The sequence below is a fragment of the Streptomyces poriferorum genome, from assembly GCF_019399235.1.
In the GTDB taxonomy this organism is placed as follows: Bacteria; Actinomycetota; Actinomycetes; order Streptomycetales; family Streptomycetaceae; genus Streptomyces; species Streptomyces poriferorum.
In genome coordinates this window covers 1-24485 of sequence record NZ_JAELVH010000122.1, presented here as the reverse complement: position 1 = coordinate 24485, position 24485 = coordinate 1, and the positions used below count along the sequence as shown (strand labels likewise).

At 70.5% G+C, this 24485-nt stretch carries 18 protein-coding genes and 1 riboswitch; of the genes, 15 read left to right on the top strand and 3 right to left on the bottom strand.

All coding sequences use genetic code 11. From position 1 onward, the window contains the following. Positions 1–234 precede the first annotated feature (234 nt). Complete coding sequence (locus JGS39_RS21335; protein ID WP_219570865.1) at positions 235–729, top strand: GNAT family N-acetyltransferase; 495 nt, start codon at positions 235–237, stop codon at positions 727–729. Here the strand turns inward: JGS39_RS21335 and JGS39_RS21330 are convergent. Next, positions 701–1699 (bottom strand): MFS transporter, encoded by a 999-nt coding sequence (locus JGS39_RS21330; RefSeq protein WP_219570863.1) that lies wholly within the window; start codon positions 1697–1699, stop codon positions 701–703. The genes JGS39_RS21335 and JGS39_RS21330 overlap by 29 nt on opposite strands. 576 nt (positions 1700–2275) lie before the next feature. Between JGS39_RS21330 and JGS39_RS21325 the strand changes: the two genes are divergently transcribed. The 9 genes from JGS39_RS21325 (at position 2276) to JGS39_RS21285 (ending at position 15223) form a co-directional block, all read left to right on the top strand. After that, positions 2276–6565 carry a discoidin domain-containing protein gene (locus JGS39_RS21325; RefSeq protein WP_219570861.1) on the top strand — a complete coding sequence of 1430 codons (4290 nt, stop codon included), beginning with the start codon at positions 2276–2278 and terminating at the stop codon, positions 6563–6565. Between the two features lie 214 nt (positions 6566–6779). Further along, on the top strand, positions 6780–8204 hold the full coding sequence (locus tag JGS39_RS21320) for an extracellular solute-binding protein (protein ID WP_219570859.1): 1425 nt from the start codon (positions 6780–6782) through the stop codon (positions 8202–8204). Between the two features lie 78 nt (positions 8205–8282). Next, complete coding sequence (locus JGS39_RS21315) at positions 8283–9242, top strand: carbohydrate ABC transporter permease (protein ID WP_219570857.1); 960 nt, start codon at positions 8283–8285, stop codon at positions 9240–9242. Between the two features lie 15 nt (positions 9243–9257). After that, positions 9258–10217: a carbohydrate ABC transporter permease gene (locus JGS39_RS21310; RefSeq protein WP_219570856.1), complete on the top strand. Its 960-nt coding sequence runs from the start codon at positions 9258–9260 to the stop codon at positions 10215–10217. Positions 10218–10356: 139 nt separating this feature from the next. Next, complete coding sequence (locus tag JGS39_RS21305; RefSeq protein ID WP_219570854.1) at positions 10357–11982, top strand: glycoside hydrolase family 13 protein; 1626 nt, start codon at positions 10357–10359, stop codon at positions 11980–11982. A 92-nt stretch (positions 11983–12074) separates the two neighbouring features. Further along, positions 12075–12401 (top strand): cupin domain-containing protein, encoded by a 327-nt coding sequence (locus JGS39_RS21300; RefSeq protein ID WP_219570852.1) that lies wholly within the window; start codon positions 12075–12077, stop codon positions 12399–12401. A 125-nt stretch (positions 12402–12526) separates the two neighbouring features. Then, a complete protein-coding gene (locus JGS39_RS21295; RefSeq protein ID WP_219570850.1) occupies positions 12527–13153 on the top strand; it encodes a GNAT family N-acetyltransferase in 627 nt (208 codons plus the stop codon). A gap of 99 nt (positions 13154–13252) precedes the next feature. Next, a complete protein-coding gene (locus JGS39_RS21290; protein WP_219570848.1) occupies positions 13253–14125 on the top strand; it encodes a substrate-binding domain-containing protein in 873 nt (290 codons plus the stop codon). A gap of 165 nt (positions 14126–14290) precedes the next feature. Then, positions 14291–15223, top strand: coding sequence for a carbohydrate kinase family protein (locus JGS39_RS21285; RefSeq protein ID WP_219570847.1), 933 nt, complete (start codon positions 14291–14293; stop codon positions 15221–15223). Between the two features lie 182 nt (positions 15224–15405). On the opposite strand, the gene JGS39_RS21280 is transcribed toward JGS39_RS21285, so the two are convergent. After that, entirely contained in the window at positions 15406–16701 is a 1296-nt protein-coding gene (locus JGS39_RS21280; RefSeq protein ID WP_219570845.1) for a hypothetical protein, read from the bottom strand. Between the two features lie 166 nt (positions 16702–16867). On the opposite strand from JGS39_RS21280, the gene JGS39_RS21275 reads away from it, so the two are divergent. The 4 genes from JGS39_RS21275 to JGS39_RS21260 all read left to right on the top strand — a co-directional run bounded on the left by JGS39_RS21275 (position 16868) and on the right by JGS39_RS21260 (position 22072). Then, positions 16868–18799: an acyl-CoA dehydrogenase family protein gene (locus JGS39_RS21275; protein ID WP_219570843.1), complete on the top strand. Its 1932-nt coding sequence runs from the start codon at positions 16868–16870 to the stop codon at positions 18797–18799. A gap of 106 nt (positions 18800–18905) precedes the next feature. Next, positions 18906–19092: riboswitch (cobalamin riboswitch) on the top strand. 60 nt (positions 19093–19152) lie between these two features. After that, positions 19153–20193, top strand: a complete 1041-nt coding sequence (locus tag JGS39_RS21270; RefSeq protein WP_219570841.1) for an ABC transporter substrate-binding protein — start codon at positions 19153–19155, stop codon at positions 20191–20193. Continuing rightward, positions 20190–21287, top strand: a complete 1098-nt coding sequence (locus JGS39_RS21265; protein WP_219570839.1) for a FecCD family ABC transporter permease — start codon at positions 20190–20192, stop codon at positions 21285–21287. The genes JGS39_RS21270 and JGS39_RS21265 overlap by 4 nt, the downstream gene beginning before the upstream one ends. Beyond that, positions 21284–22072, top strand: a complete 789-nt coding sequence (locus JGS39_RS21260; RefSeq protein ID WP_219570837.1) for an ABC transporter ATP-binding protein — start codon at positions 21284–21286, stop codon at positions 22070–22072. Before JGS39_RS21265 ends, JGS39_RS21260 begins: the two co-directional genes overlap by 4 nt. A 138-nt stretch (positions 22073–22210) precedes the next feature. Here the strand turns inward: JGS39_RS21260 and JGS39_RS21255 are convergent, their stop codons facing one another. Further along, on the bottom strand, positions 22211–23251 hold the full coding sequence (locus JGS39_RS21255; RefSeq protein ID WP_219570835.1) for a PRC and DUF2382 domain-containing protein: 1041 nt from the start codon (positions 23249–23251) through the stop codon (positions 22211–22213). Between the two features lie 485 nt (positions 23252–23736). Between JGS39_RS21255 and JGS39_RS21250 the strand changes: the two genes are divergently transcribed. Beyond that, positions 23737–24485 (top strand): IclR family transcriptional regulator (locus tag JGS39_RS21250; protein WP_219570834.1); only part of this gene is annotated, 749 nt, incomplete at its 3' end.

Sequence of the window (24485 nt, the reverse complement as noted above, 5' to 3'; positions counted from 1 at the left end):
GGGATCCGGTGGCCGTCCTCGGGGAACGCGAACAGGTTGGGTTCGTACACCGTTACGTCGATTCCTTCGCCGGGCGGGAGCCGTGAGGGCGTGTCACGGCGGAGCGGTCACCGATATCCTATGGAGATCCGGACAGGGGGCGGCGTACGTTCGATCACAGGGTGGCCAGTTCATCGCGTTCACGAGATGCGGCGGACTCCCGGGCCGCCCGGCCCTTCGGACAGGAGACCCCGGATGTCATCGGACAGCCCCCCGTACCCGGACGCGGCACTGCTGCGGGAGGCACGCGTCGAGGACGCCGACTGCCTCACCCGCCTCTTTCTGGATTCGCGCGCCGCCGCCATGCCCTACCTGACCAGGGTGCACAGTGACGAGGCGACACTTGGCTGGATGACCCACGTCGTACTGCCGGCCACGGACGTCTGGGTGGCCGAGGTCCGGGAGGGCGGGGGGCCGGCGGATCCGGTCGGTTTTGTCTCGGTCGACGGTGATGAGCTCGAACACCTCTATCTGCGGCCGGACATGCTGCGCCGGGGGATCGGTACGCTCCTGCTGGCGAAGGCGAGGGAGCGCAGCCCGCAGGGGCTCGCCCTGTACACCTTCCAGCGCAACGCCGGTGCGCGGGCCTTCTACGAGCGGCATGGGTTCACCTCCGTCGGGTTCGACGACGGCAGCCGCAACGAGGAGAACGAGCCGGACGTCAGATACCGCTGGATCCCGGCGGGCTGAACCGGGTGTGCACGAGGGCCAGGATCGGGGGAACGGTCATGCCGGTGACGGCGAGTACGAGCCCCGTCCCCAGGAACGAGCCGACGACGAGCAGCGGCAGGCGGCAGCTGAGGGCCGGCCCGGCCGACACCATGGCCAGTTGTACCTGCGGAGCCACCCGCCACCGGCGCAGACCGTAGAGCCAGCCGGCCGGCAGGCCGGCGCAGTTCGACACCATGTAGAGCGGCGCGGCCGTGTCTGCCGCGCCACGCTCCACCGCGAAGGCCGCCAACGAGACCTGCACGGAGCCGAAGTACAGGCCCAGGATGGAGCCGAAGTACAGGCCCAGGCCGAAGTTGACTCCGACCTGCACCGCGAACCCCGGCCGCCGCAGCGAACGGCCGGCGCCCCTGCGCTCGGAGGCGCCGGCCGCGGGAGGCGCTGTGCCGCGCCGCGTGGCGGGGGCGAGTCCGCCGCCCATCACCAAGGCCGTGGCCGGCGCCATCCCGTGTGCCGGGTCGCCGCTCGCTCTGACAGTGGTGACCAGGGCAGGTCCGGCGAGGTAGCACAGCCCGTTGCCGAGGGATTCCAGGGCGAAGGCGGTGGGCAGTGCCGCGGCGCGCCCGCCCTGGAGCAGCGCTGACCAGCGGGCGGCCGACAACGCCCCGAGCTGCGGAAGCGTGGCGCCCGCGAGCACTCCGGCCGCTGTCGTCAGCCCGTGCGGGCTGCCGCTTTCGACGAGGGTCAGCAAGGTGACCACTGCGGTGGCGTGGGCGAGGAGAACGGGTGGCAGCACGCGGGTCTGGCCGATTCGGTCGATCAGCCGGGCGAGTTGCGGCCCGGACAGGGCCTCGGCCACGGCGAATCCGCCGGTCACGAGCCCGGCCACGGCATAGGAACCGGTTCGGTCGTGTACCAGCCACATGATGCCGAGACTGGACATGGCGATGCCCGGGCGGCCGGTGGTGGCGGTGGAAGAAGGCTGCGGCACCGGGGATGCGGAGCAGCGTGCGGTAGGTCGCCGACGACACGGCGGATCTCTTTCGCTGCCCGGCGGGGCGGACCGCACAGGGGCGTCGGCGTCCTGAGGGGCCGACCCGTGGCATCGCCCGGAACCGTCCAGTGCCGGCGTGGAGCAGGGACGCGTGCCCCCACGCCGACTCCATCACCGAGCAGAGGTCTCTCGAGAGGGTTGGGTGTACGAACAGCCCGATCCTGACTCCGTGCGGCCGGGCGGCAGGCTGCGCTTCTGCCTCCCTCTGTGAGCTGGCACCTTTCAGCGGCTTTCGTGCATACGCAAATGGCTTGCGTTGTGGCGGCAGTGTCATTGCCTCATTGAGGAGCGCTCAAATGCGGTGCGCATCAGGTGAGTTAGGTCGGTTTTGCGCGCGGCGACCCGGGCTCCTTTCTGTGTCACAGCAGTAGACGAGGCGTCACTTCTCTGCAATTCTGCGACCGCAAAACGCAAAAGTCCATTCCCGTAGGTGCAGAAAGTCATGACCGACGGGTACGCAGACAGAGCCGCGCCTTGGTCGCGCCCTGCGCCGAGGCCGAAGATCGGGGACCAATGAGAACGCAACACCGCCGATGGCGGGTCCTCTCCGCCACCCTCACCACCAGCCTGTTGATGGTCGGCTGGCCGGCGCTCAACGCGTCGGCCGCCGGCGGCCCGAACATCGCCGCCGGTCACCGGACGGCCGCGAGCAGCGCGGGCAGCGGCAGGGACGCCGGGAACATCGCCGACGGAGAACAGTCGACGTACTGGGAAGGGTCGGGCAGTTCCCTTCCCCAGTGGGTGCAGAGCGATCTGGGCAAGGTCACCCGCATCGACCAGGTCACCCTGAAGCTTCCCGAGGACTGGAAGAGCCGTAGCCAGACCCTCTCGCTCCAGGGCAGTGCCGACGGCACGAGCTTCACCACGCTGAAGACCTCGGCCGCCTACACCTTCGCGCCGGGCAGCTCCAACAAGGTGACGATCTCCGTCCCGGCCACCCGGGCCCGGTTCGTCCGGGCGAACATCACCGCGAACTCCGCTTCACAGAACGGCCAGCTCGCCGAACTGGAGGTGCGCGCGGCGGCGGAGTCGTCGGTGAACCTCGCGGCCGGCCGTACGCTCACGGCCAGCAGCCACACCCAGACCTACATCGCCGCCAACGCCAACGACGGCAACGCCGGAAGCTACTGGGAGAGCAGCAACGGCAACCTGCCGCAGTGGATCCAGGCCGACCTCGGATCCTCGGTACGCGTAGACCGGGTGGTCCTGCGGCTTCCCGACGGCTGGGAGACCCGCAGCCAGACGCTGAAGATCCAGAGCAGCACCAACGGCACCGACTTCAGCGATGTGACGCAGTCCCAGGCGTACACCTTCAGCCCCACGGCCGGTGAGACGGCGACGATCTCCTTCGACGCCACCACCACCCGCTATGTACGCGTGCTCGTCAGCGCCAACTCCGTCCAGCCGGGCGCCCAGGTCTCCGAGCTGGAGATCTACGGACCCGAGGCGGGTGACACCCAGGCGCCGACCGCACCCTCCCAGCTGGCGTACACCGAACCGGCCACCGGCCAGATCAGGCTGACCTGGAACGCGTCGACGGACAACACGGCCGTCACCGGCTACGACATCTACGCCGGGAACGCACTGCTCACCAGCGTGGCGGGCAATGTCACCACGTTCACCGACACCCGCCCGGCCGGCACCACCGTGTCGTACTACGTCCGTGCCAAGGACGCGGCAGGCAACGTCTCCGGAAACAGCAACACCGTGACCCGGACCGGGGAAACCGGCGACACCCAGGCGCCGACCGCGCCGGCCAACCTGAGCTTCACCGAGGCGACCGCCGGTCAGATCAAGCTGGTCTGGCAGGCGTCCGCCGACAACAAGGGCGTCACCGGGTACGACATCTACGCCAACAACGTGCTGCGCAAGAGCGTGGCCGGCGATGTCACCACCTACACCGACACACAGTCCGCCGGCGCCACCGTCTCCTACACGGTCCGGGCCAAGGACGCGGCGGGCAACGTCTCGGGCGACAGCAACACCGTCACCCGCAACGGCAGCACGGGCACGGCGTCCAACCTCGCGGTCGGCAAGCCCATCACCGCCTCGTCCGTGGTCCACACGTTCGTCGCGGAGAACGCCAACGACAACAGCGTGACCACCTACTGGGAAGGTGCCGGGGGCAGCTACCCCAACACGCTGACCGTGAAGCTGGGCGCCAACGCCGACACCGAGAACGTCGTCGTCAAGCTCAACCCGGACAGCAGCTGGGGCGCCAGGACGCAGAACATCCAGGTCCTCGGCCGGGAGCAGAGCGCCTCGGCGTTCACCAGCCTGGTCGCGGCGAAGGACTACGCGTTCAGCCCGGGCAGCGGCAACACGGTGACCATCCCGGTCAGCGGCCGGGTCGCCGACGTCCAGCTGAAGTTCAACTCCAACACCGGATCGGGCGCCGGTCAGGTCGCGGAGTTCCAGGTGCTGGGCGCCCCGGCGCCCAATCCGAACCTCCAGGTCAGCTCGGTGACGTCGGCTCCGGCCGCGCCCGTCGAGTCGGACCCGGTCACGCTCACCGCGACGGTGCGCAACACCGGTTCGGTCGCCGCACCGGCGAGCAAGGTCGAGTTCCGGCTCGGCGGCTCCAAGGTCGCCACCGCGTCCGTGGGCGCGCTGGCGGGCGGGGCCTCTGCCCAGGTCAGCGCCGGCATCGGAGCGCGTGACGCCGGTACGTACGCACTGAGCGCGGTCGCCGACCCGGGAGACGAGGTCATCGAGCAGAACGAGACCGACAACACCTACACGAGCACGACCGGTCTGGTCGTGAAGCCGGTCGCCAGCTCGGACCTGGTCTCCACCGGGGTCAGCACCTCCCCGTCGGCCCCGTCCGCCGGTCAGAACGTCACCTTCTCCGTCGCCATCAAGAACCAGGGCTCGGTGGCCTCCGCGGCGGGCGGCCACGCCGTCACGCTGACCCTGCTCGACTCCAAGGGCGCCACGGTCAAGACCCTCACGGGCACCTACACCGGGGCGATAGCCGCGGGTGCGACGAGCGCCCCGGTGAACCTGGGCAGCTGGACGGCGGTCAACGGCTCGTACTCCGTCAAGACGGTGATCGCCGACGACACCAACGAACTGCCGGTGAAGCGCGAGAACAACACCACCACCAGTTCCCTCTTCGTCGGACGCGGCGCCAACATGCCGTACGACATGTACGAGGCGGAGGACGGGGTCACCGGTGGCGGCGCGCAGGTCGTCGGCCCGAACAGGACCGTCGGCGACGTCGCGGGCGAGGCGTCCGGCCGCAAGGCCGTCACCCTCAACAGCACGGGCAACTACGTCGAGTTCACCACCAGGGCGAGCACCAACTCCCTGGTGACCCGCTTCTCCATCCCGGACTCCGCCGGCGGCGGGGGCATCGACTCCAAGCTGAACGTCTACGTGGACGGCACCTTCCTCAAGGCGATCGACCTCACCTCGAAGTACGCGTGGCTGTACGGCGCCGAGACCGGTCCGGGCAACTCCCCGGGTTCGGGTTCGCCGCGGCACATCTACGACGAGGCGAACATGCTGCTGGGCAGGACCGTCCCGGCCGGCAGCAGGATCCGGCTGCAGAAGGACGCCGCGAACACCAGCACGTACGCGATCGACTTCGTCAGCCTGGAACAGGCCACCCAGATCCCGAACCCGGACGCGGCCGCCTACGCCGTTCCCGCCGGGTTCACCCACCAGGACGTCCAGAACGCCCTGGACAAGGTGCGGATGGACACCACGGGCAAGCTGGTGGGTGTCTACCTGCCGGCCGGCGACTACCAGACCGCGAGCAAGTTCCAGGTCTACGGGAAGGCCGTCAAGGTCGTCGGCGCGGGACCCTGGTACACCAGGTTCTTCGCACCCTCGTCCCAGGAGAACACCGACAACGGCTTCCGTGCCGAGGCCAGTGCCAAGGGCTCGACGTTCGCGAACTTCGCGTACTTCGGGAACTACACCTCGCGCATCGACGGTCCCGGCAAGGTGTTCGACTTCTCCAACGTCTCGGACATCGTCATCGACAACGTCTGGAACGAGCACCAGGTGTGCCTCTACTGGGGCGCGAACACCGACGGCATCACCATCAGGAACTCCCGTATCCGGAACACGTTCGCCGACGGCATCAACATGACCAACGGCTCGACGGACAACCACGTCGTGAACAACGAGTCCCGGGCCACCGGAGACGACAGCTTCGCGCTGTTCTCCGCCATCGACTCCGGCGGCGCGGACATGAAGAACAACGTCTACGAGAACCTCACATCGCTGCTGACCTGGCGTGCGGCGGGCGTCGCCGTCTACGGCGGCTACGACAACACCTTCCGCAACATCCTCATCGCGGACACCCTGGTCTACTCCGGCATCACGGTCAGCTCGCTGGACTTCGGCTACCCGATGAACGGCTTCGGGACCGGTCCGACCACGGTCGAGAACGTCTCCGTGCTCCGTTCCGGAGGCCATTTCTGGGGGTCGCAGACTTTCCCCGGCATCTGGCTGTTCTCCGCCTCCAAGGTCTTCCAGGGCATCCGGATCAACCATGTCGACATCGTCGACCCGACGTACAGCGGCATCATGTTCCAGACCAACTACGTGGGAGGCCAGCCCCAGTTCCCGATCAAGGACACCATCCTGACCGACATCTCGATCTCCGGCGCACGCAAGAGCGGTGACGCCTACGACGCCAGGTCCGGCTTCGGGCTGTGGGCCAACGAGATGCCGGAGGCCGGCCAGGGGCCCGCTGTCGGCGAGGTGACCTTCAACGGCCTGAAGCTCAGCGGCAACGCCCTGGACGTGAAGAACACGACGTCCACCATGAAGATCAACATCAACCCGTAACCAGCACCGCAACCAGGGGCGCCGTCCGGTTCGCCGGACGGCGCCCCGTGCTGCGCGCGCGCCGCGCCCCGCACGCCGCGTGCGAAGTGCTGTCAAACTTTTACGAAAACTGCGCGAGATATTGCGCTCACATGTCGGCGCTGGTTGAGTGTGCCTCGCCCCGGCAGAGAGTCGGCCGAGGGCCATCCACGCTCATGCCCAAAGGGGACCATCGATGAGAAGTGCTGGGTTGCGCCGCACACGCCGTATCAGCCGTGCCTCCGCGGCTGCCCTTGTCACCGCACTTGCCCTGACCTCGCTCGCCTCCTGCGGAACGAGCAGCAGCAAGGACGATGACACGAACAGTGCGTCCAAGGGATCGTCCGACCCGTCCGCCCCGCTCGACCCGAAGGCGAAGGTGACGATCTCGATCGACTGCATGCCGCCGGCGGCCAAGGCCGCGGAGCTGCGCGAGTGGAACGAGGACATCAAGACGTTCAACAAGACCTACCCGAACGTCACGATCAACGGAAAGTCCACCCCCGGCCAGTGCAACGAGCCGCCCCGCTTCACCGCGATGCTGAAGGGCAAGTCGCAGCCCGACGTCTTCTACGCCTACTTCAGCGACCTCCAGCAGGTGCTGGACAACGATGGTGCCGAGGACATCTCCGCGTACGTCACGGACAAGACCGTGCCCGCGCTCAAGGACATACAGACCCAGGTCGTCGACGTGGCGCGCAAGGACGGCAAGCTCTACGGCCTGCCGACCAGCAACTACACCATGGGCCTGATGATCAACCGGAAGCTGTTCACCGAGGCCGGTCTCGACCCGAACAAGCCGCCGGCCACCTGGGACGACGTCCGCACCGCGGCCAAGAAGATCGCGGACCTGGGCAAGGGCATCTCCGGCTACGGCGAGTACAGCGCCGGCAACAACGGCGGCTGGCACTTCGCCGCCACCCAGTTCGGCCTCGGCGGTGACGTCGTCGACGCGTCCGGCAAGAAGGCGGCCTTCAACGACGCCAACGGCAAGCAGGTCCTCCAGCAGCTGCACGACATGCGCTGGGAGGACGACAGCATGGGCAAGACCCAGCTGCTGAAGTGGGGCGACCTCCAGAAGCAGATAGCCAGCGACAAGCTCGGCATGTTCCTCGCCGCCCCCGACGACATCGCCTACATGGTGCAGCAGCTCGGCGCCAAGTACGAGACCTTCGGTCTGGGTCCGATCCCCGGCGCCGAGGGCACCCTCTTCGGCGGCAACAACTACCTGATCAAGAAGGGTAGTTCGCCCGACCAGATCAAGGCCGGCATCGCCTGGCTCAACTTCAAGAACCTCACGGTCGGCAAGGGCCAGTTCGACTGGGCACGCACCAAGGCCGACCAGCTCCCCGTCGGGCTGCCGCAGCCGAACTTCTTCCTCGGTGAGAGCAAGACCAAGGACGACGCCGCGCGCGCCGCGAACGCGACGATGCCGGTCGAGAACTTCAAGGCCTTCATGGACAACCCCGTTCCGGGCAAGGCCGAGCCGCCGAAGGCGCAGGAGATCTACAAGATCCTCGACAACGCCATGTCGGGTGTGCTGACCAACGAGGACGCGAACATCGACAAGCTCCTCTCCACCGCCGAGCAGCAGGTCAACCAGGTTCTGGCGAACCAGTAACGGACGCGCGGGGCCGGGTCACGCGGACCCGGCCCCGCCTCCGGCCCCCTGAGTTCACCGGCACCGAGGAGACACACCATGTCGGCCCCAACCCTGTCCTCCCGCAAGGCGACCACGCCCGGTCCAGGACATTCACGCCCCGCCCGCCGGGACTCCGCCCGCGAGGACTTCCTGCGAGCCGTGCGCCGCAACATCTCCGCACACGGCTTCCTGATCGGAGCGGTGCTCTGCTTCTCGCTCTTCTCCTGGTATCCGATGGTCCGGGAATTCATCCTGGCGTTCCAGAAGACCGAGGACGGCAAGACCACCTGGGCCGGCTGGTCCAACCTGACCTACGTCTTCAACGACCCGGCGTTCTGGCAGGCCTGGCGCAACACCCTGCTGTTCACCGTGCTGGCCCTGCTGCTCGGTTTCGTCGTCCCGTTCGTCGTCGCCGTCGTGCTCAACGAGTTCCGGCACGGGCAGGGGTACCTGCGCCTGCTGGTCTACCTCCCGGTGATGCTGCCGCCGGTCGCCTCCGTGCTGCTCTTCAAGTACTTCTACGACCCCGGATACGGACTCTTCAACCGCATCCTGGACGTCTTCCACCTGCCCGCCCAGCAGTGGCTCCAGGACACCGACACGGCCATGCTCTCGGTCGTCATCGCGGCGACCTGGATGAACATGGGCGGCGCCACCCTGATCTACCTGGCCGCCCTCCAGGGCATCCCGGGCGAGTTGTACGAGGCGGCCGAACTCGACGGCGCCGGACTGCTGCGCAAGGTCTGGCACGTCACCATCCCGCAGACCCGGCTCATCCTCTCCCTGCTGCTCCTCATGCAGGTCATCGCGACGATGCAGGTCTTCACCGAGCCGTTCCTGCTCACCAACGGCGCCGGCCCCGAGGGCTCCACCACGACCGTCGTCTACCTCATCTACCAGTACGCCTTCAACTTCAACAACTACGGCAGCGCGGCGGCACTCGGCCTCGTCCTGCTCGTCGTCCTCGCGGGATTCTCCGCGGTGTACGTACGACTGAGCCGCAGCAGCGAAGACTAGGACGGGAGCACGACCATGGCATCGAACACGCTTGTCTCCCGGCGCGGGAGCGACGTACGCAAGTCCGCACGGCGCAGGGCCGGACGAGGCGCCGACGTCGGGCGCCAGCGGACCCTGATCTCACCGGCCCAGCTCGGCAGGCCCCGTGGCAAGGCCTTCTACTGGATCGTCTTCACCCTGGTCATCATCCTGTTCACGGTCGCCTTCCTCGGGCCGCTGTACTGGATGGTCACCGGCGGGCTCAAGACCACCCAGGAAGTCGTGCAGAGCCCGCCCACCGCATTCCCCAGCTCGCTCCACACCGAGAACTACAGCCAGGCATGGACCGTGATGGACCTGTCCAAGCTGCTCTTCAACACCCTGTACTACGCCTTCGGCGCGCTCGCCTTCCAGCTGGTCTTCGACGTCGCGGCCGCCTACTCGCTCTCGAAGCTGCGGCCGGTGTTCGGCAAGGTCATTCTCGGAATGATGCTGGCCACCCTGATGATCCCGGCCACCGTGCTGGTCGTCCCGCAGTACCTCACGGTGCTGGACGTGCCGGTCTTCCAGCGCAACCTGGTCAACTCGCCCTGGGTGATCTGGCTGCCGTCGGTCACCAACGCCTTCAACATCTTCCTGCTGAAGCGGTTCTTCGACTCCATCCCGCGCGAACTCCTCGACGCCGCCTCCATCGACGGCGCGTCGCCCCTGCGCACCCTGCGCTCGATCGTCCTGCCGATCTCCCGGCCGATCCTCGGCGTCGTCTCCATCTTCGCCGTCGTCGGGGTGTGGAAGGACTTCCTCTGGCCGATGCTCACCCTGCCCGACCCCAGCAAGCAGACGCTCAACGTGGGCATCTACTCACTGGCCAGCGGCGTACCCGAGAACGTACTCATCGCCGCGCTCACCATCGCGTCGATCCCGACGCTGCTCATCTTCCTGCTCTTCCAGCGCAACATCATGAGCGGTCTGACCGCGGGCGGCCTCAAGGGATAGCACCCCTTTCAGGACCGCGCCCCGCCCGTACGGGGCCCCGTCCGGCCGCCCTCCCCTCAGCACTCCGCCGACGGCCCTCCCATCCTGCCCCGCTCGCCGGGCCGGCGGCGGAGTACCACCTGCCCGAAAGGAACGTCACGTGGCAGCCAACCGTCCGTCCGAGGCCACCGCGAACTGGTGGCGGGACGCCGCCATCTACCAGATCTACGTACGCAGCTTCGCCGATGGCGACGGTGACGGCACCGGCGACCTCGCGGGGGTCCGGGCCAAGCTGCCCTACCTCGTCGAACTGGGCGTGGACGCACTCTGGTTCACCCCCTGGTACCTGTCACCGCTCGCCGACGGCGGCTACGACGTGGCCGACTACCGCGCCATCGACCCCGCGTTCGGCACCCTCGCCGAGGCCGAGAAACTGATCGCCGAGGCCCGAGGGCTGGGCATCCGCACCATCATCGACATCGTGCCGAACCACGTGTCCGACCGGCACGCCTGGTTCAGGGCCGCCCTCGAAGCCGGCTCCGGCAGCCCCGAGCGCGACCTCTTCCACTTCCGCACCGGCCGCGGCGTGGACGGTGAGATCCCGCCCAACGACTGGGTCTCCGAATTCGGCGGTACACCCTGGACCCGGCTGGACGACGGAGAGTGGTACCTCCACCTCTTCGCCACCCAGCAGCCCGACCTCAACTGGGCCCACCCGGCGGTCCGCCAGGAGCACGAGGACGTGCTGCGCTTCTGGTTCGAGCGCGGGGTCTCGGGCGTACGCATCGACTCGGCCGCCCTGCTCGCCAAGGACCCCGCACTGCCCGACTTCACCGTGGGCCAGGACCCGCACCCCTTCGTCGACCGCGACGAACTGCACGACATCTACCGCTCCTGGCGCGCCATAGCCGACGAGTACGACGGTGTCTTCGTCGGCGAGGTGTGGCTCCCGGACACCGAACGGTTCGCCCGCTACCTGCGGCCCGATGAGCTGCACACCGCCTTCAACTTCAACTTCCTCGCCTGCCCGTGGGACTCCTCACTCCTGCGGACCGCGATCGACGACACCCTCGCCGAGCACGCCTCGGTCGGCGCCCCGGCCACCTGGGTCCTGTGCAACCACGACGTGACCCGCACCGTGACCCGGTACGGCCGTGCGGAGACAGGCTTCGACTTCGCGGCGAAGACCTTCGGCACCCCCACCGACCTCGCCCTCGGCACCCGCCGGGCCCGCGCCGCCGCCCTCCTCTCGCTGGCCCTTCCCGGCGCGGCCTACCTCTACCAGGGCGAGGAGCTCGGACTGCCGGAGGCCGACATCCCCCTGGACCGCATCCAGGACCCGATGCACTTCCGCAAGGGCGGCACCGACCCGGGACGCGACGGCTGCCGGGTGCCGCTGCCCTGGTCGGCGCGGGAACCGCACGCCGGCTTCGGGGCCACCACCGCACCCTGGCTGCCGCAGCCGGCCGGCTGGTCCGCTTACGCGGCCGACCTCCAGAGCGATGACCCGGACTCCATGCTCAGCCTGTACCGCGAGGCCCTGCGGCTGCGCCGGAGCGAACCGGGGTTCGAGACGGCGGGACAGCCCGGGACGGACAGACTGACCTGGCTGGACTCGGCGCCCGGGGTACTCGCCTTCACGCGGACCGAAGGCCTCGTCTGCGTCGTCAACCTGGCCGCCGAACCCGCCGGGCTCCCGTCGCACACCGCGATTCTGCTGGCCAGTGGCCCCCTCGATGCTGCGGGGAGGCTGCCGCAGGACACCGCGGTCTGGCTGCGGGTCTGACGCCCGGCCCGTCGAAGGACCCGGCCGTATGTGGTGCACGGCCGGGTCCGGCAGGATCGCGGGGGAGCGGGGGCTGCGGCACAGTGGGGCGTATGGACGCACCGAACGATCTGAACGCCCTGGCCGACGAGCACCTGGCCGCGGCCCGCACCTCCCCGCACGGCCGCAGCGCCCACCTGCTGCTCCACGAGGACTCGCTGCGCCAGACCGTCATCGCGCTGGCGGCCGGCCGCGCCCTCGACGAGCACAACGCCCCGCCCGCGGCCTCGCTCCAGGTACTGCGCGGCTCCGTCCGGCTCACGGCCGCGTCGGGCGATGTGGAACTCGCCGCCGGGCAGCTCCACCCGATCCCCCAGGAACGGCACGGGCTGCTCGCCCTGGAGGACGCCGCGGTGCTGTTGACGGCCGTCAACGACTGACAGCCGTCACCGACTGACAGCCTTCACCGACTGACGGATCCGGCGGCGCCGATGCCGGCGGGAGCGTCGGCGGAATATGCTCCTTACCCTTGTGGGAGCGCTCCCAGGGTCGGCAGGATGAGGCGGTGACCCTGCTTCCCGGCCTGCGGGCCTACCGATCCAGTGACCGCGACGCCCTGGCCGACATCTGCGTCCGGACCGCCGACAACGGCGGCGACTCCCGGCACCTGTACCCGGACCCGGAGCTGATGCCGTCGATCTTCGCCGCGCCGTACGCCCACCTCGAACCCGACCTGGCCTTCGTCATCGACGACGGAACGGGCCGGGCGGTCGGCTACATCCTGGGCACGGCCGACACCTCACGCTTCGTGACGGAGTTCCGCGGGCGTTGGCTGCCCCTGGTCGAGGACCGCTATCCGCGGCCGGAGGCGGCACCGCGCAGCCCCAGCGACGAGATGATCGCCCTCCTGCACAATCCGGAGCGCATGGTCCTCCCCGAACTCGCCGCCCATCCCGCCCACCTGCACATCGACCTGCTGCCCGACTGGCAGCGCAGGGGTTACGGGAGGGAGCTGATGCGTGCCTTCCTCGCGGCCCTGGACGCCAAGGGGGTAAAGGGCGTGCATCTGTGCATGCTCACGGCCAACACCCGGGCCAGGGCGTTCTACGACCGGCTCGGATTCGCCGAGACCGAGGTGCCGGACCCCGGGCCCGTCACCTATCTCGTGCGATCCACGGCGGCGGACCTGTAGTCCGTATCCGGAGCCGCGGGTGCCGTGCGGTTTCGCTGGGCAGGTAGTCCTGGAGGAGACCGCTACGGGGGGCGGGCAACCAGTGGCGAGAGGTGTGACGTGAGGGAGCGGACCGTGTGGGAATTCTGCGACGACCGGGGACAGGTGTCGACCGCAGGGAGGCCCCCGAGCCGGGTCCTCGCCTATGTCCAGGCCGGTGCGACCTTATGGGACCACGGCATCCGCCCGAGCGGGATATTCGGCTCGGGTCACGACGACCCCACGGTGCCGGACGCGGCGAAGACCGGATCGCTGCCCCTGGACGGCGTCGCGTACGCCGGGGCGGGTGCCGCGCTGGACGTGGACACGCTGCTGAGCGGGGAACCGGACCTCGTGGTGGCCGTCAGCTACGGCGGCGGTCAGGTCTACGGCCTCGATCCGGAGACGGCCAAGCACCTGGAGGGGCACGTTCCGGTCGTGGTCATCGACGTGGGCCAGGCACGCACCCTGACGGAGATCGGTGACCGGTTCGCCGAGCTGGCGCGTTCACTCGGCGCCGAGGAGCCCGCGGCGGCCACCCAGGAGCTGGACGCGGCCAGGGGCCGGCTGCGCGCGCTCACCTCGGGCCCGGACCGGACGAGGGTCCTCGCCCTGTCACCGGCGGGCCAGGAGCAGGCGCATCTGGCCCGTCCCCGCATGTGGCCCGAGCTGCGGGTGCTGGCCGAGCTCGGCGTCGGCCTGGTGGAACCCGCGGACGGCCCCGGTGCCAACTGGTCCACGGTCGGCTGGGACCGGGCCGCCTCCCTGAGACCGGCCGTCGTGCTCGCCGACATCCGGGCCCACGCCACCGCGCTCGACGAGCTCCGGAGCGACGGGCCGTGGGCGCCGGTCGCTGGTTCCGTACGGGTGGTGCCCTGGAATCCCGAGCCGGTGTGCAGTGCGCGGGCCCATGCGCGATTCCTCGCACTCGTGGCCGACGCGCTGGAGGCGTGACGGGGCGACGGGCGGTCCCGGGCGGGGCCACCCCGTACCGGCGACTCGTCGCCACCGGAGCGGGTCGCACAGGGCAGGATCGGGGTCGACGCGTCCGCGGGCAGTGCCGTGCCGTCTGCCGGGACGCCCATCCCACCGCACCGCACAACAGGAGACATCACCCTCATGCCCGACAGACTCGACCTGCTGGTCATCGGCGAGTGCGTCGCCGACATCGTCCGGGAGCCGGACACGGCCGACCGGGTCCATCCGGGCGGCAGCCCGGCCAACGTGGCGTACGGCCTGGCCCGGCTCGGACACGACGCCACCCTGCTCACCCAGCTCGGAGCGGACGGGAACGGGCGGCTGATCCGGGACCACCTCACCGCGGCCGGGGTCGACGTCCGTACGGACGGCTCGACGGCTCCCACACCGTCCGCCGTCGTGACCCTGGACGGCGCGGGGCGGGCCGCGTACGCCTTCGAGATCACCTGGTCGCTCGGCCCGGTCTCCCTGGAGCGGACTCCCGCCCATGTGCACACCGGCTCGATCGCCGCGGTCACGGAGCCCGGAGCATCCGCGGTGCTCGCCGCCGTCGAGTCGCTGCGGGCCGCCGCGACGGTCAGCTACGACCCCAATGTGCGACCGGAGCTGATGGGGGACCACGAGGCCGCCGTGCGCAGGGCCGAGCTCTGTGTGGCGCTCAGCGATGTGGTCAAGGCGAGCGACGAGGACCTGGAGTGGCTGTATCCGGGCGAGGATCCGGTGAAGGCCGCCGGACGATGGCTCACCACGGGCCCGGCCGTCGTTCTCGTCACCCGGGGCGGTGACGGAGCCTGCGCGGTCCTGCCCGACGGGCCGGTGACAGTCGATGCGCTGCCGGCCGAGGTCGTCGACACGGTGGGGGCGGGGGACGCCTTCATGTCCGGCACCCTGCACGCACTGGCCGCGCACGGACTGCTCGGGCCGGCCGGCCGGGAGCGGCTGCGGGCACTGGACCGGGCCACCGTGACGGACGTCCTGCGCCGCGCGGCGGCTTCGGCCGCCGTCACCGTCGCCCGGGCCGGCGCCAGCCCGCCCGACGAGGCGGAACTGGACGCGGCACTCGGCCGGACATGAACTGGGCGGTGCCACCGTCACCCCCCACGGGGACGGCGGCACCGCCATCGCGCCGACGAGGAGCTGCTGGGTCGGTGGCTCCGGAGATGCTGCCCATCCCTACACCGCCCAGCTGTCACCGGCACGGCACCGTTGTACCCACCGTCCGTTACTCGGGCATTACAAGGCCCGGGGCGGCCGGGCTACGCCGGCGCCGCCAGATGCGGAGTGCTGTCGTCGTCGAGGAACTCGACGACCGCGAGGACGAACAGGGCACACAGGGCGATCCACACCGTGACCAGGCCCGTCGGCCGGTCCCAGGCCAGCAGCACCGCGACGGCCACCACGACCACCGTCCAGTTCAGCGGCCGCCGCGCCCGGTGCACCCACCGGCAGACCGGGCCGCCGGTGAAACCGGCCGCGTCCCGTACGGCCCCGATGCCACCGCTCCACATCGCCATGACCCTGCTCGCCGCGCGGCCGCTGCCCGTGAGCCAGGCGGCGAGCGCCACGACCGCGCCGACGGTCACCACCAGCCGGACCCCGGCGCGCAGATAGCCGACCAGCGTGTCGAACACCGCTCCCGCCGCAGGCTGGGAGACATGCGGGGGCAGACTGTCGAGATAGAACGCGCGTCCGGCCCACAACCCGAGCCAGAGCAGTGCGGCACCCACCGCCATGGCCAGCGCCGCGGTGACCAGCGCCCGCCGGCGGCGCACCGCCAGCAGCACCCCGCCGGCCGCCACCACCAGCGTGAACACGGGCAGCCAGAAACCGAGGAGTTCGAGGGCCCGGAAGCTCTTCTTGGCCTTGCCGACCGAGTCCGAGGTGAGGAGGGTGAAGTCGGTGTGGATCTCGGGAATCTTCTCGGCGACCGTCAGGCCGCGGTCGACGAGGCGCTGTTTCACCCGGTCGATGACCGGGGCGAGGTCCAGGGTCACGGTGTCGCCGGCGAGCTTGACCGCGCCACCGCCCTCGCCCGTCAGGGCCTTCACGACGGAGGCGTGGGCGCGCCGGTTGAGCTCGCTCCACACCCGAGCGAAGGCGTCACTGGTGACGAAGCGTTCCACGGTGCCGTGCACGAAGTTCGTGACGCCCGCGGTGAGCGGGTCACCGAGCTTCTGGAGGGCCTTGTCCACCACGGGCCGGTCGGCGGGCGCGACGTCCGCCAGCAACGCGTCGATGTTCAGATGGGTCATGACGGCGTCGGTGACGCGTGCGGTCACCGCCGCCTGCACATCGGGGTCGGAGGCCAGCGGCTCCATCATGTCCACATAGCGGTCCGTGTCCCCCGCGACGTCGCGCGCCCAGCTCGACAGGACGCTCAGCGGGGTGAGCACGGCCGCCACCAGGATCAGCAGGACCGCGAGGAACGAACGCAGGCGCAGCCGTGAGCGGGCCGGGGCGCGGTCCTCCTCCAGCTGCGCCACCCGGGCCCGGAGGGCTTCCAGTTCGGCGTGTTCGTCCTGTGCCGCGGGCTGATCGGGGTGCCGTTCCATGAACCAAGGGGATGTCCTGTCCGCCCGCACAGCGCGGCGGATTGCTGCATACAGGTGACGGACGGCCACCTGGCCGCTGTCGTGCCGGGCCGCTTCGGGTGACGAGGATCAGCCCGGACACCGGCTTGTGGAGTGTCCTGGACCATTCCTGATCGTTCCCGGTTTTATGAACACCATTTTCGACAGTGCCCACACATCGGAAGCCGGGACCGGTCCGGTCACCGGTCCGCTCAGTACCGTGCTCCTCGGTCCGGATGCCCGCCGCGAGCACGGATTCTGGCGCCGCCTCGTCGCCACCGAGCCGTTCCGCCGGCCGCTCTGGCCGCCTCCCGGCCCCACGCCCGACGAACGCCTCGCCCTGGCCCACGCACGGCTGCGCACGCTCAACAACGCACTGGACAGCGCCGCCCGACCCGCCGCCGACCCCCGCGCCCTGGCGGCACTGCACGAGTGGCTCGCCCCGGTGGACCCGGCGTTCGCCACGGTCGCGGGCATCCACTACAACCTGTTCCTCGGCAGCCTCCTGGACCACGACGCCGACAGCCCCCGCGACCTGTCGGACTTCCTCGGGCTGCGACGGATCGGCACCTTCCTCTGTACGGAGGTGGCACACGGCAACGACGCCGCGGCCATCGAGACGACCGCCACCTACGACCCCGAACGGGACGGGTTCGTGCTGCACACCCCGCACGCCGGCGCACAGAAGTTCATGCCCAACACCAGTCCGGCCGGCGGACCCAAGTCGGGTCTCGTCGCCGCCCGCCTGATCGTCGAAGGCCATGACCACGGGGTCTTCCTGCTGCTGGTGCCGCTCACGGACGCGTCCCGGACCCTGCCCGGGATCCGGGTGCGCCGGCTCCCCGCACGGATGGGCAGTCCGGTCGACCACTGCCTGACCTCCTTCGACCAGGTCCTCGTGGACCGCGGGGCACTGCTCGGCGGCGCGCAGGGGCGGGTCGGCGACGACGGGGTGTTCCGCAGCGGCACCGACGGACGAAGGCGCCGCTTCCTCGCCTCGATCGGACGGGTCGTCACCGGCCGGATCTGCATGAGCGCCAGCGCGGTGGGCTCCGCCCGCACCACGCTGGCCGTCGCCGTCCGCTACGGCGGCCACCGCTTCGTCTCGGGGGGCCGCTCGGCGCCTCCGGTGCCCGTGGTGGCCCACCGCAGCCACCACGGCCCGCTCGCCGAGGCCATGGCCACCGTCTTCGCGATGAGCCTGCTGCACCGGCGCGTACTCGACCGGTGGGAGAAGGCGGCGGCCCGGCCGCCCGCGGAGCGGGAGACGGACGAGCGACTGGTCGACATCGCCAAGGGATGGATCACCTGGCAGGCCAGGTCCGTGATCGTCGAATGCCGGGAGCGGTGCGGCGCCCAGGGGCTGCTGGAGAACAACGGGATGACCGAACTCGTCACCGGGATCGAGGGCGCCATCACCGCCGAGGGCGACAACCTGGCCATTCACTCCCGGGCGGCCGCCGGACTGCTCCTCGACCGGTCACGGGCCCCGCGGGAGGATCCGGCCGCCGACCCCACGGGCGGCGACCTCGCCGACCTCGGGTTCCTCGGCCGTCTCCTGGACGAGGTGGAGCGCATCTGGTTCGCCCGGGCTGCCGCACGGATGGCGCGGGCGGCTGACGGCGGGCCGCTGGAGCGCTGGAACGCGGCATCCGGGCCCGCGCTGCGGGGGGTCGAGGCCCATGCGTACCGGCAGGCGGCCCACGCGTACGAGAACGCGCTCGCGGCGCTGCCCGGTGGCGAGGCCCGCGAGCGGCTGGACGAACTGGCCCGGCTGTTCGCGCTGCGCTGGGTCGCACGCAACAGCGGGGACCTGCTCGCGGCAGGCCGACTGACCCCAGATCAGGTCGACGGGCTGAGCGAGGCCACCGAACAGCTCGTCACCGCCGTCAGCGGCCATCTGCCGGAACTGGCCGCATCCTTCGCGCTGCCCGGTGAACTGCTCGCCGACTGGCCCATCACCGGAGCCCGCTACACCGACGCCTACGACGATCCGGGTGCCTCCTGGCACACCGCCGAGGCCCCGGAAGCGGCCGGTCCGCGCACCCCCGGTGGCGAATCGGTTCACCGCAACGCGTGACCGCAGCCAGGCCTTCCTGGACGGTCCGGTGGCCGGGGCGGTGCGCGGCACACCGCCCCGGCCACCGCACCGCCCCGCACCGCCGCTGAGCTGCGCAGAGGCTCGTGGTAGCGTGCCCGGAGCCAGTCGAACTCCACGTAGGGGTCAGGGAATCCGGTGCGAATCCGGAACTGACGCGCAGCGGTGAGGGGGACGGGCGGGGCCACGGCCACTGGGAGACCCACGGTTTCCCGGGAAGGCGTCCCGTCCGCATGAACCCGAGTCCGAAGACCTGCTGGCACCCGCGGTCCGGTACCGGGTCGCGGAACTCCGTAAGGGCCCCGCGCATGGGCCCAGAGACGCCGAGGTACTCCGTGCCGCCCATAGCCGGCCCCGCCCGCTCCGCCGCCCTGCTCACCGCCGCCCTGATCCTGCTGACGGCCTGCGGCGGCGGCAAGGACAGCACGACCGCCGAGTCGGGCAACGCCGAAGGCTATCCGGTCACGCTGAAGAACTGCGGACGGACCGTCACCGTGGACGCCGCGCCGAAGCGCGCCGTACCGGTCGACCAGGGATCGACCGAGATCCTGCTCTCGCTCGGTCTCGCCGACCGGCTGGCCGCCACGGCCACCTGGACCGATCCGGTACTGAAGGGCCTGGAGAAGGCCAACGCGGGCGTCCCGAGGATCTCCGACAACCGCCCCTCGTCGGAGAAGGTCCTGGACCAGGAGCCCGACTTCGTCAGCGCCTCCTTCGAATCGACGCTCGCCAAGGGCGGTGTCGCCCCCCGCGAGCAGTTCGAGGAACTCGGCGTCCCCACCTACGTCTCGCCCGCCGACTGCACCGCCAAGGACAACAGCAAGGACGGCGACGGGGTCCGCACCGGCGCGCTGACCATGGACAGCGTCTACGCCGAAGTGCGCGACCTGGCCAAGGTGTTCGGCGTTCCAGAGCGCGGCGAGAAACTCGTCGCCGGGCTGCGCGCCCGGGTACGGAAGGCGACCAGCGGCATCGACGCCTCCGGGACCTCGCTGCTGTACTGGTTCGCCAACTCCGAGGCCCCGTACCTGGCCGGCTGCTGCGGTGCGCCCGGCATCATCACCCGGGAACTCGGGGCGGAGAACGCCTTCGACGACACCCACGAGGAATGGCCGCAGATCAACTGGGAGACGGTCGCCGACCGCAACCCCGATGTGCTGGTCATCGGCGATCTGACCCGCAAGTCGCAGACCGCCGAGAGTGCCGCGAAGAAGATCGCCTTCCTGGAGTCCAACCCCGTCACGAAGAACATGGACGCCGTCCGGCACAAGCGCTACGTGCTGCTCAGCGGCCAGGCGATGAACCCGACCATCCGGACCGTCGAGGGCGTGGAGCTCGTGGCCGCCGGTCTGCGCACCTTCGGGCTCGCGGGGTGACGGACACCGAACAGGCCGCGGCGCCGCGCGAGGACGCGGCCGCGCGCACCGGTCCCGGCCTCCGGCGCATCCGCGGTATCCGCGGTATCCGCGAAGGACTCCTGTGGACCGGTGGGCTCCTGCTGCTCGCCCTGTCCGTCGCCGTCGCCGTCACCATCGGCCCGGCCCGGATCTCCGTCGCCGACGTCTGGTCCGCGGTCGCCTCCCACCTCGGCGCGGGCGAGTCGCGGCTCAGCCCGATCCGTGACGGCATCATCTGGAACCTGCGCATGCCGCGCACCCTGCTCGCCGCCGTCTGCGGCGCGGGGCTCGCGGTCTGCGGCACCGTCATGCAGTCGCTGCTGCGCAACCCGCTCGCCGATCCGTTCGTCCTCGGGGTCTCCTCCGGAGCCTCGACCGGCGCCGTCGTCGTGGTCGTCCTCGGGGTCGGCGGGGGAGCGGTCTCCCTGTCGGCCGGGGCGTTCATCGGGGCCCTGTGCTCCTTCGCCCTGGTCATGCTGCTCAGCCACACCCTCGGCGGCAGCACCGACCGGGTCGTCCTGTCCGGCGTCGCGGCCATGCAGCTCTTCTCCGCGCTCACCTCCTTCGTCGTGATGACCGCAGCCGACGCCGAGCAGACCCGCGGCGTGCTGTTCTGGCTGCTGGGCTCGCTCGGCGGCGTCGGCTGGAGCGATGTGTGGATCTGCTCCGCCGTGCTCGGCGTGACGCTGCTGGTCTGCCTCGGCCACGCCCGTACGCTCGACGCCTTCGCCTTCGGCCAGGACGCGGCGGCCACCCTCGGCGTCCACGTCGGCCGTACCCGCATCGTCCTGCTGTGTGCGACCGCACTGCTGACCGCCGCTCTCGTGAGCTCCGCCGGCGCCATCGGGTTCGTCGGACTGGTGCTGCCGCACGCGGCCCGGGCGCTCACCGGCTCCGGGCACCGCAGACTGCTGCCGGTCACCGCACTCGCCGGGGCCGTGTTCCTGGTCTGGGTCGACACCCTCGCCCGGACCGTTCTCGATCCGCAGGAGGTACCGGTGGGAGTCGTCACCGCACTCATCGGGGTACCCGCCTTCGTGCTGGTCCTCCACCGAACCCGGCGGACCCCGTGACCCGGGCCGTCCCCGGCGGCCTGCGGGCCGACCGGGTCAGCCGGGAGGCGGGCGGCCGCCTCATCCTGGACGGTGTCTCGCTCGCTCCGCCGCCCGGCGGCACCATCGGGCTGATCGGCCCGAACGGCTCCGGGAAGTCCACCCTGCTGCGGATACTGGCCGGGGTCCTCGCCCCGGACGCGGGCCTGGTCACCCTCGACGACGACCCGCTGACCGCGGTCGGCCGCCGCACCGTGGCCCGACGCGTAGCGGTGGTCGACCAGCACGCCGTCACCCAGGTCGAGCTCAGTGTCGTGGACGTCGTACGCCTGGGCCGCATCCCGCACCGCCGCGCCTGGTCGGCGCCCACGGCGGCCGACGAGAGGGCGGTGCGCGAGGCCCTGGAACGGACCGGCCTCGCCGAACGCCGCGACCAGTCCTGGCACACGCTGTCCGGCGGTGAACGCCAGCGCGTCCAGATCGCCCGCGCGCTCGCCCAGCAGCCGCGCGAACTGCTCCTGGACGAACCGACCAATCACCTGGACATCCAGCACCAGCTCGAACTGCTGTCCCTGGTCACCTCGTTGCCGCTCACCGCCGTCGTCGCCCTGCACGATCTCAATCTGGCCGCGATGTTCTGCGACCGGATCGTGGTGATGAACGGGGGAAGGGTCGTCGCGGGCGGCACTCCGGCGGAAGTGATCACGGAGGAGCTCATCGCCGACGTCTACCGGGTACGGGCCGTCGTGACACCGGACGGCCCTCGTGGGCGGCCCTCGGTGCGTTTTCGTCCGGGGCGTCCCTGAGGTACCTGCGGCGTCCGGGGCGGTGCGGGGCCCGGCGGCCACCGGGTTGTCCCGCGCCGTGGAGCGCAAGGGGCGGGCCCCGGTGCGGGGCCCGCCCCTCTCGGTGCGGCAGGGCCGTCCGGCGCGGTGTGCCGGGGGTCAGCGGCGCCGCTCCTGGCCGAACTCGCCGCCCATGTCCTTGCCACCCATGTCCTTGCCGCTCTTGCCGGTGCCGTCCGCGTAGTCGATCTGCTCCTTGCGCAGCTCGGCGGAGACTTCCTTCTGCTCGGTCACCTTCTTCGTTTCCATCCGCACCCGCTCGACCGGCACGGTCTCCTTGCGCATCGTGGCGCGCTCGGCGTGCAGGGTGACCTCCACGTCCTGCTCGGTGATGTCGGACCGGCCGGCCGCCTTGTCGCCCGGACGGAGCGGTTCACGGACCACGCGCACCTCTTCGTGCGTGACGGGCACGGTCCTGGTGACGTTCTCGGTCACGACGTACTTGTGGAGGCGGGCCTTGCCGCTCTCGTACTCCTCGGTGCCGATGTGCAGCTGTTCCTCGGAGCGGATCAGCTCCTCCTTGCCGCTGAGGTCGGCACCGGAGCGTTCGGCTCCCGCACCGGCTCCGGCCAGCGGACGGGACGTGCCCGAGGTTTCGGTGTCGCGGTGCCTGCCGGTCCCGGTGCCCGCACCGGCCATGCCGGCCGACGTGGTCCTGTCGGTCGTGCGGCCCGTGCCCGCGGCGCCCATGGCCCCGGCCCCGGCTGCCGCACCGGCTCCGGCCCCGGCTCCGGCCGCGCCCATGGTGCCCGTGCCGGTCGTGGTCGGTGCGTCGGCGCTCGTGGTGCCGGCGCGGTCGCCGAGGTTGGCCTTGGTATTCCGGCTCAGGCCGTAGTGCCGGTAGAGCTCTTCCTCCTCGGAGACCGACAGATGGGCGTCCGCGTCCACCCGTGGGGCTTCCTTCACCCGGTCCTTCGGATGCGAGATGTGCAGGTCGGAGCCCACTCGACGGGCTCCGGCGAGAGGCACGAAACTTTCCTTCATACCGAACAGGCCGGTCTTCACCGTGATCCAGTCCGGCCGGCCGGTGTTGTCGTCGACATACACCCGCCCCACGTTGCCGATCTTCTCGCCCTCGGTGTCGTACACCGTCAGGCCGTCGAGCTCTCCGGAATCCGTGAAACCGTCAGCGGCTCCCATGACCGATTCCTCCTCGCCCGGGCGCGTCCTGTAGGTGGGTCCAGCAGGGAAGACGCGTCCGGTCTCCATCGCGCCTCACCCGGATGGACGCTGCAACCGCCCGGCCGCCGGAGGCTCGCCGCCGTACCCGCCCCACGTCGGCGCAGGCCCCGTGCGACGCGGCTGCGGGGCTGCCGGCCCGGTTAGGCCAATCGAGTGAACGAGGGTGAATGGGCCCCGTGAGCCCGCCCACGGACGGCGGCGCGGAACGGCCGCATCGCCGGGCGCCCGGAGCGGACCGTTCCCGACTTCATCCGGCTCCGGACCCGTCCTTGCCAGGGGCCCGCCTTCCACCACCTCTGAACAGGCCGTTCCCGCCGCGGAGCGAATTTCCGGGAAACCCTTGACACCCGCCGAAGGCGCCCGCATCCTTTCGCCAGAAATCGCAACGGCGTTGCGATTTCCGCACCGGAAGATCGATGACGTGGACGAAGGAGGCCCGGCCCATGGCTGAGCGCGGCACGGACACCACCACTCCGGCACCGGCCGGACAGCAGGCCCCCGCCGTGCTGCAGACCGTGGACCGGGCCCTGCTCGTGCTGCTCACCTTCACCGAGCAGCGCCCCGAATGGGGCGTCAGCGAACTGGCCCGCCACCACGGCTGGGACAAGGCCGTCGTGCAGCGCCTGCTCACCACCCTGAGCGCGCGCGGCTTCCTGCTCTGCGACGACAACAGCCGCCGCTACCGTCCGGGCCCCGCCCTGTCCCGGCTGGCCAGGGTCAGCGAGCACAGCGGAGTGCTGTCCTCGATCTCCCGCCCGATACTCGCCCGGCTGCTCCGCGAGACCGGCGAGAGCATCGTCCTCAACGTCCCGCACGGCGGCAGCTACCGCTGCGAAGCCGCCGTCGACGGCACCGGACCCGTCCGCTACACCGCGATCATCGGCGCGGTCATGCCCGGCCACGCCGGAGCGTCCGGGCACACGATCTTCGCGTACCACCCCGAACGCGAGATCCGGCAGATGTTCGGCGCCACCGGACTGACGCGCTTCAACGACCGCACCATCACGGACCTGGACGCGCTGCTCACCTGCTACGCGCAGGTCCGCGCCGATGGCTACTGCATCAGCCACGGCGAGTACGACGAAGCGGTGACCGCGGTCTCCGCACCCGTCTTCCAGGGGGACGGCGTCCCCGCCTCCCTCACCGTCATCGGCCCGTCCCACCGCGTGGAGCGGGCCGATGACGGTGAGGG

Excerpts from the sequence above, each read along its gene's own strand:
- JGS39_RS21335 (WP_219570865.1), top strand. The coding sequence starts at position 235 with ATGTCATCGGACAGCCCCCCGTACCCGGACGCGGCACTGCTGCGGGAG.
- JGS39_RS21325 (WP_219570861.1), top strand. The coding sequence starts at position 2,276 with ATGAGAACGCAACACCGCCGATGGCGGGTCCTCTCCGCCACCCTCACC.
- JGS39_RS21320 (WP_219570859.1), top strand. The coding sequence starts at position 6,780 with ATGAGAAGTGCTGGGTTGCGCCGCACACGCCGTATCAGCCGTGCCTCC.
- JGS39_RS21315 (WP_219570857.1), top strand. The coding sequence starts at position 8,283 with ATGTCGGCCCCAACCCTGTCCTCCCGCAAGGCGACCACGCCCGGTCCA.
- JGS39_RS21310 (WP_219570856.1), top strand. The coding sequence starts at position 9,258 with ATGGCATCGAACACGCTTGTCTCCCGGCGCGGGAGCGACGTACGCAAG.
- JGS39_RS21300 (WP_219570852.1), top strand. The coding sequence starts at position 12,075 with ATGGACGCACCGAACGATCTGAACGCCCTGGCCGACGAGCACCTGGCC.
- JGS39_RS21285 (WP_219570847.1), top strand. The coding sequence starts at position 14,291 with ATGCCCGACAGACTCGACCTGCTGGTCATCGGCGAGTGCGTCGCCGAC.
- JGS39_RS21280 (WP_219570845.1), bottom strand. The coding sequence starts at position 16,701 with ATGGAACGGCACCCCGATCAGCCCGCGGCACAGGACGAACACGCCGAA.
- JGS39_RS21275 (WP_219570843.1), top strand. The coding sequence starts at position 16,868 with ATGAACACCATTTTCGACAGTGCCCACACATCGGAAGCCGGGACCGGT.
- JGS39_RS21255 (WP_219570835.1), bottom strand. The coding sequence starts at position 23,251 with ATGGGAGCCGCTGACGGTTTCACGGATTCCGGAGAGCTCGACGGCCTG.